Origin of the sequence: Pseudomonas sp. SH10-3B (assembly GCF_019891415.1) — a bacterium.
In the GTDB taxonomy this organism is placed as follows: domain Bacteria; phylum Pseudomonadota; class Gammaproteobacteria; order Pseudomonadales; family Pseudomonadaceae; genus Aquipseudomonas.
The window spans coordinates 35,907-45,504 of sequence record NZ_JAFLXD010000050.1 but is presented as its reverse complement, the minus strand read 5'-3'; the positions used below and the strand labels follow the sequence as shown (position 1 = coordinate 45,504).

The 9,598-nt window shown below is 61.4% G+C and carries 7 protein-coding genes and 1 tRNA gene; 4 read left to right on the top strand and 4 right to left on the bottom strand.

What is annotated here, in order from left to right:
* Window positions 1–15: 15 nt before the first annotated feature.
* The 3 genes from J1G35_RS26385 to uvrB all read right to left on the bottom strand — a co-directional run bounded on the left by J1G35_RS26385 (window position 16) and on the right by uvrB (window position 3,839).
* Window positions 16–91 (bottom strand) — tRNA-Ala (locus J1G35_RS26385).
* Between the two features lie 147 nt (window positions 92–238).
* Entirely contained in the window at window positions 239–1,720 is a 1,482-nt protein-coding gene (gene gltX / locus J1G35_RS26380) for a glutamate--tRNA ligase (protein WP_053128828.1), read from the bottom strand.
* Window positions 1,721–1,823: 103 nt separating this feature from the next.
* Window positions 1,824–3,839 carry an excinuclease ABC subunit UvrB gene (gene uvrB, locus J1G35_RS26375; protein WP_053128826.1) on the bottom strand — a complete coding sequence of 672 codons (2,016 nt, stop codon included), beginning with the start codon at window positions 3,837–3,839 and terminating at the stop codon, window positions 1,824–1,826.
* Between the two features lie 342 nt (window positions 3,840–4,181).
* Here uvrB and J1G35_RS26370 point away from each other — a divergent pair, with 342 nt between their 5' ends.
* A complete protein-coding gene (locus tag J1G35_RS26370; protein WP_053128824.1) occupies window positions 4,182–5,378 on the top strand; it encodes an amino acid aminotransferase in 1,197 nt (398 codons plus the stop codon).
* Window positions 5,379–5,479: 101 nt separating this feature from the next.
* On the top strand, window positions 5,480–5,689 hold the full coding sequence (locus J1G35_RS26365; RefSeq protein ID WP_053128823.1) for a hypothetical protein: 210 nt from the start codon (window positions 5,480–5,482) through the stop codon (window positions 5,687–5,689).
* 6 nt (window positions 5,690–5,695) lie between these two features.
* On the opposite strand, the gene J1G35_RS26360 is transcribed toward J1G35_RS26365, so the two are convergent.
* Complete coding sequence (locus tag J1G35_RS26360; RefSeq protein ID WP_053128821.1) at window positions 5,696–6,583, bottom strand: LysR family transcriptional regulator; 888 nt, start codon at window positions 6,581–6,583, stop codon at window positions 5,696–5,698.
* Window positions 6,584–6,686: 103 nt separating this feature from the next.
* Between J1G35_RS26360 and J1G35_RS26355 the strand changes: the two genes are divergently transcribed.
* Both J1G35_RS26355 and J1G35_RS26350 read left to right on the top strand, forming a co-directional pair.
* Window positions 6,687–8,078: an aldehyde dehydrogenase family protein gene (locus tag J1G35_RS26355; RefSeq protein WP_223016441.1), complete on the top strand. Its 1,392-nt coding sequence runs from the start codon at window positions 6,687–6,689 to the stop codon at window positions 8,076–8,078.
* Between the two features lie 73 nt (window positions 8,079–8,151).
* Window positions 8,152–9,594 (top strand): ATPase domain-containing protein, encoded by a 1,443-nt coding sequence (locus J1G35_RS26350; protein ID WP_053128817.1) that lies wholly within the window; start codon window positions 8,152–8,154, stop codon window positions 9,592–9,594.
* Window positions 9,595–9,598: the final 4 nt, after the last annotated feature.

Here is a 9,598-nt window from a genome sequence, read left to right as displayed (position 1 = left end):
CTTGAACCTGTAAATTGGTGGAGCTAAACGGGATCGAACCGTTGACCTCTTGCATGCCATGCAAGCGCTCTCCCAGCTGAGCTATAGCCCCTCATCGGTGAGGACGGGGCGAATCTTAATGGCGGTTTGGAAGTGTGTCAAATTTATTTTCAACATTTTCCAAAATTTTTTGCCGGGATAACAATCACTTACCGACGAAACCCCGGAAAACCTGGGTTTCGTCGCTGCAACGGGCTGCTTAAGCGATAGCGCCCAACAGTTTTTCCCACTCTTTGTTTTCTTTCTTCGACACACCACCAAGCAAATCAAGGGCTTGGCGCAGGCGGAAACGGGTAAGGTCCGGGCCGAGAATTTCCATCGCATCGAGCACCGACACCGAACTGGCCTGCCCGGTGATCGCGGCAAACATCAGCGGCATGGCATCGCGCAGCTTCAGTTCCAGGGATTCAACCACCGCCTGGATCGTCGCAGTGATCGCATCCTTCTCCCATTGGCGCAGGCTTTCCAGCTTCCAGAGGATCAACTGCATCAACTGACGAACCTGGTCGCCCGAGAGCTTCTTGGATTCGAACAGCTTGGCATCCGGGTTCACACCACCGGCAAAGAAGAAGCTGGCCAACGGTGCGACCTGGCTGAACGTCTCCACCCTGCCCTGCACCAGCGGCGCGATCTTCATCATGTATTCAGGGTTCAGCGCCCATTGCTGCACGCGGCTGGCGAATTCTTCCACCGGCAAGTCACGCAGCCACTGGCCATTGAGCCAAGACAGTTTCTCGATATCGAAGATCGGCCCACCCAGGGACACACGGGACAGGTCAAAGTTATCGACCATTTCCTGCAACGAGAACTTCTCGCGCTCGTCCGGCATCGACCAACCCATGCGGCCCAGGTAGTTGAGCATCGCCTCAGGCATAAAGCCCATGCGCTCGTAGAACGTCACCGAAGTCGGGTTCTTGCGCTTGGACAGCTTGCTCTTGTCCGGGTTACGCAGCAGCGGCATGTAGCACAGCTGCGGCTGTTCCCAACCGAAGTACTCGTAAAGCAGGATCAGTTTGGGCGCCGACGGCAGCCACTCTTCGCCGCGCAGCACGTGGGTGATGCCCATCAGATGGTCGTCGACCACGTTGGCCAGGAAGTACGTCGGCAGGCCGTCGGTCTTCATCAGCACCTGCATGTCCATGCGATCCCACGGGATCTCGACGTCACCGCGCAGCATGTCCGGCACCACGCACACGCCTTCGCTCGGCACCTTCATGCGAATCACATGAGGCTCGCCGGCAGCCAGGCGTTGGGCCACTTCTTCCTTGGACAGCAGCAGCGCACGGCCGTCGTAACGCGGGGTTTCGCCACGGGCCTGTTGCTCGGCGCGCATCTGGTCCAGCTCTTCAGCGGTGCAGAAGCACGGGAACGCATGGCCCATGTCGACCAATTGCTGGGTGTACTGCTTGTAGATATCGCTGCGCTCGCTCTGGCGATACGGGCCGTGCGGTCCGCCGACGTCCGGGCCTTCTGCCCAGGTGATACCCAACCAGCGCAAGGCATCGAAAATCTGCTGTTCCGACTCACGGGTCGATCGCAACTGGTCGGTGTCTTCGATCCGCAGGATGAATTCACCGCCATGCTGCTTGGCAAAGCAGTAGTTGAACAAGGCGATGTAGGCAGTGCCGACGTGGGGATCCCCAGTAGGCGATGGCGCAATGCGCGTGCGGACGGTGGTCATGGCAGGTCTCGAATGGGCGATATAACTGAAAATTGAAACAAGGGGCGGATGGTAACAGCCTGGGGGATTTCTGGAAAACCGAGGCCAGTCCAGCCACCGCAGATCAGACAGCCAGCAACCGCTCGCGCAACTTGCCAATCTCATCGCGCGTCTGCGCCGCCGCCTCGAACTCCAGGTCGCGCGCCAACTGATACATCTTCTCTTCCAACTGGCGGATACGCTTGGTGATCTCACTCGGCGAGCGCAGTTCGTTCTCGTACTTGGCGCTCTCTTCGGCGGCCTTGGCCATGCCCTTGCGCTTCTTGCTGCGCGAGCCCGGCACGGTGGCGCCTTCCATGATGTCGGCAACGTCCTTGAACACGCCTTTAGGCGTAATACCGTTTTCCAGGTTGAAGGCAATTTGCTTGTCGCGACGGCGTTGGGTCTCGCCAATCGCCCGCTCCATGGAACCGGTGATGCGATCCGCGTAGAGAATCGCCCGGCCATTGAGGTTACGCGCCGCACGACCGATGGTCTGGATCAGCGAACGTTCGGAGCGCAGGAAGCCCTCCTTGTCCGCATCGAGGATCGCCACCAGCGACACTTCCGGCATGTCCAGGCCTTCGCGCAGCAGGTTGATGCCCACCAGCACGTCAAAGGTGCCCAGGCGCAGGTCGCGGATGATTTCCACGCGCTCCACGGTGTCGATATCCGAGTGCAGGTAGCGCACGCGCACGCCGTGGTCGGCGAGGTAGTCGGTCAAGTCTTCGGACATGCGCTTGGTCAGCGTGGTGACCAGCACACGCTCCTCCAGAGCCACACGTTTGTGGATCTCCGACAACAGGTCATCAACCTGGGTCAGCGCCGGGCGGATTTCGATTTCCGGGTCGACCAGGCCGGTGGGGCGCACCAGTTGCTCGATAACACGGCCGGCATGTTCGGCCTCGTAGTTGCCCGGCGTGGCCGACACAAAGATGGTCTGCGGGCTGATGGCTTCCCATTCGTCGAAGCGCATCGGCCGGTTGTCCAGCGCCGACGGCAGACGGAAGCCGTACTCCACCAGGGTTTCCTTACGCGAGCGGTCGCCCTTATACATGGCGCCGACTTGCGGCACGCTGACGTGGGACTCGTCGATCACCAGCAGCGCATCGTCGGGCAGGTAGTCGTAGAGGGTCGGCGGCGGCGCCCCGGACTCACGGCCCGAGAGGTAGCGCGAGTAGTTTTCGATGCCGTTGCAGTAGCCCAGCTCAAGGATCATCTCCAGGTCAAAGCGCGTGCGTTGCTCCAAACGCTGGGCTTCCACCAGCTTGTTGTTGGCGCGCAAGTACTCCAGGCGTTCAGCCAGTTCGACCTTGATGCCCTCGATGGCGCCCATCAGGGTTTCGCGCGGCGTCACGTAGTGGCTTTTCGGGTAGAAGGTGAAACGCGGCAGCTTGCGGATCACTTCGCCGGTCAACGGGTCGAAGGCCGACAGGCTCTCGACTTCATCGTCAAACAGCTCGATGCGGATCGCTTCCAGGTCGGATTCGGCCGGGTAGATGTCGATCACATCGCCACGCACGCGGAAGGTGGCGCGGGCGAAATCCATGTCATTGCGGGTGTATTGCAGGCTGGTCAGGCGGCGCAGCAGCTCGCGCTGATCGAGTTTGTCGCCGCGGTCCACGTGCAGCACCATCTTCAAATACGCTTCCGGGCTGCCCAGGCCGTAGATGCACGACACCGTGGTGACGATGATCGCGTCTTTGCGCTCCAGTAACGCCTTGGTCGCCGACAGCCGCATCTGCTCGATGTGGTCGTTGATCGACGCATCCTTCTCGATAAAGGTGTCGGAGGACGGCACGTAGGCTTCGGGCTGATAGTAGTCGTAGTAGGAAACGAAGTACTCCACCGCGTTGTTCGGGAAGAACGCCTTGAACTCGCCGTACAACTGCGCGGCCAGGGTCTTGTTCGGAGCCAGCACCAGCGTCGGGCGGTTGATCTGCGCAATCACGTTGGCGATGCTGAAGGTCTTGCCCGAACCGGTCACCCCGAGCAGCGTCTGGTGCGCCAGGCCGGCCTCGATACCTTCGACCATCTGGCGAATGGCCTCGGGCTGGTCGCCGGCAGGTTCAAAGCGGGTGACTAGTTGGAAATCCGACATAACGTACCTCTTGAAGTCACCCCAGACTGTAAACCCGTCGGGGACGAAAAAGACCACAACCCGCGAAGTTTCAGAGCGGGTCGTAGGAAAAAACCATGATAGCTGTAGAAGTGGTGGCGAATGTGACGGGTTTCAAGGCAATCGTCCTTTCTGCCGTGGTTGATCAATGTTGCAATAAGACTAACGGTCGGCAAATAAACCGAAAAACTTGGCCGAAAAGCCGTTTCGGTTGTCGCCCTCAGCCGTGATGGCCTCTATACTAGCTCCCCGTTTGTGCACCGCTCTAGTGCATTCGGCTGGAGCGCGACACGTCCCTCCTTTCCCCCATAGAGCTGCCGCAAAATGAGCCTGTTCTCCGCTGTCGAAATGGCACCACGCGATCCAATCCTGGGCCTCAACGAAGCATTCAACGCCGACACACGAACCACCAAGGTCAACCTTGGCGTGGGCGTTTACTGCAACGAGGAGGGGAAGATTCCACTCTTGCGTGCCGTTGCCGAAGCGGAAGCCATTCGCGTGGCGCAACACGCCGCCCGTGGCTACTTGCCGATCGACGGCATCGCCGCCTACGACAAGGCCGTACAAACCCTGCTGTTCGGCACCGAGTCGCCTCTGCTCGAAGCGGGCCGCGTAGTGACCGTGCAAGCCGTTGGCGGCACCGGCGCGCTGAAGATCGGTGCTGACTTCCTCAAGCAGCTGCTGCCCGACGCCGTCGTCGCCATCAGCGACCCGAGCTGGGAAAACCACCGCGCCCTGTTCGAAACCGCCGGCTTCCCGGTGCAGAACTACCGCTACTACGACGCCGCCACCCACGACGTGAACCGCGCCGGCCTGCTCGAAGACCTCAACGCCCTGCCGCCCCAGTCCATCGTGGTGCTGCACGCCTGCTGCCATAACCCGACCGGCGTCGACCTGAGCCCGGCCGACTGGCAACACGTGCTGGACGTGGTCAAGGCCAAGAACCTGGTGCCGTTCCTCGACATGGCCTACCAAGGCTTCGGCGACGGTATCCACGAAGACGCCGCTGCCGTGCGCCTGTTCGCCGAATCGGGCCTGACCTTCTTTGTCTCCAGCTCGTTCTCCAAGTCGTTCTCCCTATACGGCGAGCGTGTGGGCGCGCTGTCCATCGTCGGCGACTCCAAGGAAGAAAGCGCGCGCATCCTGTCCCAGGTCAAGCGTGTGATCCGCACCAACTACTCCAACCCGCCAACCCACGGCGCCGCGATTGTTGCCGCGGTGTTGAACAGCCCTGAGCTGCGCGCGCAGTGGGAAGCCGAACTGGCCGAGATGCGCCTGCGCATCCGTGGCATGCGTGAGCAGATGGTTGCCGAGCTGGCCAAGGCTGCGCCGGGCCACGACTTCAGCTTCGTCGGTCGCCAGCGTGGGATGTTCTCCTACTCCGGCCTGACCGTTGAGCAAGTCACCCGCCTGCGCAGCGAGTTTGGCATCTACGCCCTCGATACCGGGCGTATCTGTGTGGCGGCGTTGAACCAATCGAACATTGCTGCGGTAACAAAGGCGATTGTTCAGGTTCTATAAGCCTGCCAGCGTTCTACCAAGGGGGAAGCCAATGGCTTCCCCCTTTTTGCTGGCGAACACACTAGACTGAATCCCGACTGCCCCCTTGCTGTGAGAGCCTTATGAGAAACGACGACCTGGACTTGCGCGCCGACCGCGACGAACTGCACGACTACACCCCGCGCGCGCCCCAAACCAAGCGTCAGAAAAGCCTGGTACTGCAAGTGGCGCTGGGGGTATTCCTGGGCGGTCTGGCGTTGTGGCTGGTGCAGTTGGGCGCCACGGCACTCATGGCGAAACTGGCCATGGGCACCCTGCAATTCGGCGGCTGATACAGATCAAAATGTGGGAGGGGCGGTGTTTTGAAGAGCGCGTTCCTCCAGCAACTTCACAAAACTGTTCAAACTCTGCGACACGGTGCCCCGGCGCCAGATCAGCCAGGTATGCAGTGTGCGAAAACCGTCCGCCAGTGGCCACACGCTCACCGTGGTAAACCCCGGCATGCTTTCCAGCATGCTGCGCGGCATCAGCGCCAGGCCCGCCCCGGCGCTGACGCAGGCGAGCATGCCGTGGTAAGACTCCATCTCGAAGATCCTCCCCGGCACCGCGCCGTCCTGTGAAAACCAGCGCTCGAAATGGTGCCGGTAGGAACAGTTGGAACGGAACGTATAAATGCTCTCCCCATTCACATCCTGCCCCCGCGTGATCGGCCCGTGATGCAGCGGCGCAATCACCACCATCTCCTCCTCGAACACCGCCACGCCTTCCAGGGTGGCATGCAATACCGGCCCATCGACAAACGCCGCCGCTAAGCGTCCCGACAACACACCCTCGATCATCGTGCCTGAAGGCCCGGTACTCAGGTCCAACTCGACCTTGGTGTGCTTCTGGTTGTAAGCCGCGAGCAGCGCCGGGATCCGCACCGCCGCCGTGCTTTCCAGGGAGCCGAGGGCAAACGCGCCTTGGGGCTCCTCCCCCGCCACCGTCGCGCGGGCTTCCTGCACCAGGTCGAGAATGCGCCGCGCATAGCCGAGGAAATTCCATCCGGCGGGCGACAGGCGCAGGCGGCTCTTTTCGCGGATAAACAATTCCACGCCCAAATCCTGCTCCAGTTGCTTGATGCGCGTGGTCAGGTTCGACGGCACCCGATGAATCAACTGCGCGGCGGCGCTGATGCTGCCCTGCTCGGCAACGGCCTTGAAGATTTCCAGCTGCACCAGATCCAATTCATTCTCCAATCGTGAACGTATTGCTTAATATTATTCAGTTTCCAGAAAACATACATCCCCGTAGGCTGACCCTATTCCACACATTCAGCCGGACGGTGCCATGAACGCTATTTCTCACCAGACCCACGCCCTGTCGATCAACCCCGCCACCGGCGAAACAGTCGGCAGCTACCCCTACGAAACCGCCTCGCAACTGGACGCCGCCCTCGACCGTGCCACCGCAGCCTTCCGCACCTGGCGCCGCCAGCCGGTCAGCCAGCGTGCCGAATTGCTGCTGGCCCTGGCCGGCGCCCTGCGCGAGCAAGCCGAAGCCATGGCGCAGATGATCACCCTGGAAATGGGCAAGCCCATCACCCAGGCGCGTGCCGAAATCGAAAAATGCGCCCAGCTCAGCGAGTGGTACGCCACCCACGGCCCGGCCATGCTGGCCCCGGAGCCTACCCTGGTGGACAACGGCAGCGCCCAGATCGAATACCGCCCGCTGGGCCCGATCCTCGCCGTGATGCCGTGGAACTTCCCGGTGTGGCAAGTGCTGCGCGGCGCCGTGCCGACCCTGCTCGCCGGCAATACCTACGTGCTCAAACACGCCCCGAACGTGATGGGCAGCGCCTACCTGATGAAAGCGGCGTTGCAGAAAGCCGGTTTTGCTGAAGGCCTGTTCGAAGTGATCAACGTCACTCAGGACGGCGTGTCCCAGGCCATCGCTGACCCGCGCATTGCCGCCGTGACCCTCACCGGCAGCGTGCGCGCCGGCATGGCCATTGGCTCCCAGGCCGGCGCCGCGTTGAAGAAATGCGTGCTGGAACTGGGCGGCTCCGACCCTTTCATCGTGCTCAACGACGCCGACCTCGACGCCGCCGTGCAGGCCGCCGTGATCGGCCGCTTCCAGAACAGCGGCCAAGTTTGCGCCGCCGCCAAGCGCCTGATCATCGAAGCGGGCGTGGTGGACGCCTTCACCGCCAAGTTCGTCGCAGCCAGCCGCGCGCTGGTGATGGGCGACCCGACATCGGCCAGCACCTACGTCGGCCCGATGGCGCGCTTCGACCTGCGCGACGAGCTGCACGGCCAGGTCCAGGCCACCCTCGAAGAAGGCGCCACCCTGTTGCTGGGCGGCCACAAAGTCGCCGGTGCCGCCAACTACTATGCGCCGACCGTACTGGCCGACGTCACCGACCAGATGACCTCGTTCAAACAGGAACTGTTTGGCCCCGTGGCCTCGATCATCACCGCCCGCGATGCCGACCACGCCGTGGCCCTGGCCAATGACAGCGAGTTCGGCCTCACCGCCAGCATCTTCACCACCGACCCGGCCAAGGCCCGCGACATCGCCAACCAGCTGGAAACCGGCGGGATCTTCGTCAATGCCTTCAGCGTGTCCGACCCTCGGGTGGCGTTTGGCGGCGTGAAGAAGAGCGGGTTTGGGCGCGAGTTGTCGCATTTTGGCGTACGCGAATTCTGCAATGCACAGACCGTGTGGCTGGATCGCAAGTAGCAGCAGTGAACAAATGGCGTTAGCATTCTGTCCACTCGGCTTAACAGCATGTTTTTAGGGTCAGGATCGCACTGTGGAAAAGCTAAATCGCCTTCAAAGCGGAATCGAAGGGCTGGACGCTCTGCTCAAGGGAGGGCTGGTGTCTGGGGCGTCCTATATCATTCAGGGTCGCCCCGGCTCAGGTAAAACCATCCTTGCCAACCAGCTGGGGTTTAATCACGCGCGCAATGGCGGCCGAGTCCTGGTTGCCACGCTGTTGGCGGAATCCCACGACCGCCTTTTCCAGTTCCTCTCTACCCTGAGCTTTTTTGACGCCTCCCGTGTGGGCGCCGAAATCCAGTTTGTCAGCGCCTTCGACACCCTGGAAAACGAAGGCCTCGATGAAGTGGTCAAGCTGCTCAGGCGTGAGATCAGCAGGCAGAGGGCCACTGTCATGGTGGTGGACGGCTTGTTGAACGCGCGTTCCAAGGCCGACTCGCCGATCGACACGAAAAAATTCATTTCCGAACTGCAAGGGCATGCCGCCTTCGCCGGTTGCACGGTGTTGTTCCTCACCAGCTCACGCCTGGACGACGGCAGCCCCGAGCACACCATGGTCGATGGCGTGATCGAAATGGGCGAGGAACTGTTCGGTACCCGTTCCGTGCGCCGTATCCAGTTGCGCAAGACCCGCGGCAGCGGCGCGCTCACCGGCCTGCACGAGTGTGAAATCAACGACGACGGCCTGGTGGTGTATCCGCGCCTGGAAAGCCTCTATGGCCGTCCGTCCGCGCCCGACAGCGCCGACCTGACGCGCATCGCCAGCGGTATCGGCTCGTTGGACGGCATCCTCGGTGGCGGGCTGCACAGTTCCAGCGTGACCCTGGTCATGGGGCCGTCGGGCATTGGCAAGACCACCCTGGGCCTCAAGTTCCTCTCGGAATCGACGGTAGACGCTCCCGGCCTGCACTTCGGCTTCTACGAAAGCCCTCAGCGCCTGCGGCTCAAAGGCCAATCCCTGGGCATCGATATCCAGAAGATGGAAGACAGCGGCGCACTGACCATCGCCTGGCAGCCCACCACCGAAGGCCTGCTGGACGGCCTTGGCGCGCGATTGCTGCGCCTTGTCGAGGAAAAGGGCATCAAGCGCCTGTTCATCGACAGCTTGAGCGGCATGACCCGCGTCTCTAACAACCCGGCGCGGATCACCGATTTCTACAGCGCCCTGATGAACGAGCTGCGCGCCAGGGGCGTCACGGTCTTTGCCACGTGGGAGATGCATGATTTGTTCGGCTCGGAGGTCACTTCCCCCGCGTCTGAACTGTCGAGCATTGCCGACAACCTCATGCTTATGCGTTTCTTCGAGATTCAGTCTGAACTTAGAAGGACGCTTTCCATTCTTAAGGTCAGAGACAGCTTTTATGACCCCTCATTGTTGGAGGTGGTAATCCGTGACCAAGCCGTTGACTTAAGAAAGGTCTCAACAAATGCCCCCTCAGTTGCATCCAATTCAGCGCTGCCTGGTTCAGCTCTTTAAGTCT

What these genes read in the sequence shown, in the direction of transcription:
- gltX (WP_053128828.1), bottom strand. Translation starts at nt 1,720, where the DNA reads ATGACCACCGTCCGCACGCGCATTGCGCCATCGCCTACTGGGGATCCC.
- uvrB (WP_053128826.1), bottom strand. Translation starts at nt 3,839, where the DNA reads ATGTCGGATTTCCAACTAGTCACCCGCTTTGAACCTGCCGGCGACCAG.
- J1G35_RS26370 (WP_053128824.1), top strand. Translation starts at nt 4,182, where the DNA reads ATGAGCCTGTTCTCCGCTGTCGAAATGGCACCACGCGATCCAATCCTG.
- J1G35_RS26365 (WP_053128823.1), top strand. Translation starts at nt 5,480, where the DNA reads ATGAGAAACGACGACCTGGACTTGCGCGCCGACCGCGACGAACTGCAC.
- J1G35_RS26355 (WP_223016441.1), top strand. Translation starts at nt 6,687, where the DNA reads ATGAACGCTATTTCTCACCAGACCCACGCCCTGTCGATCAACCCCGCC.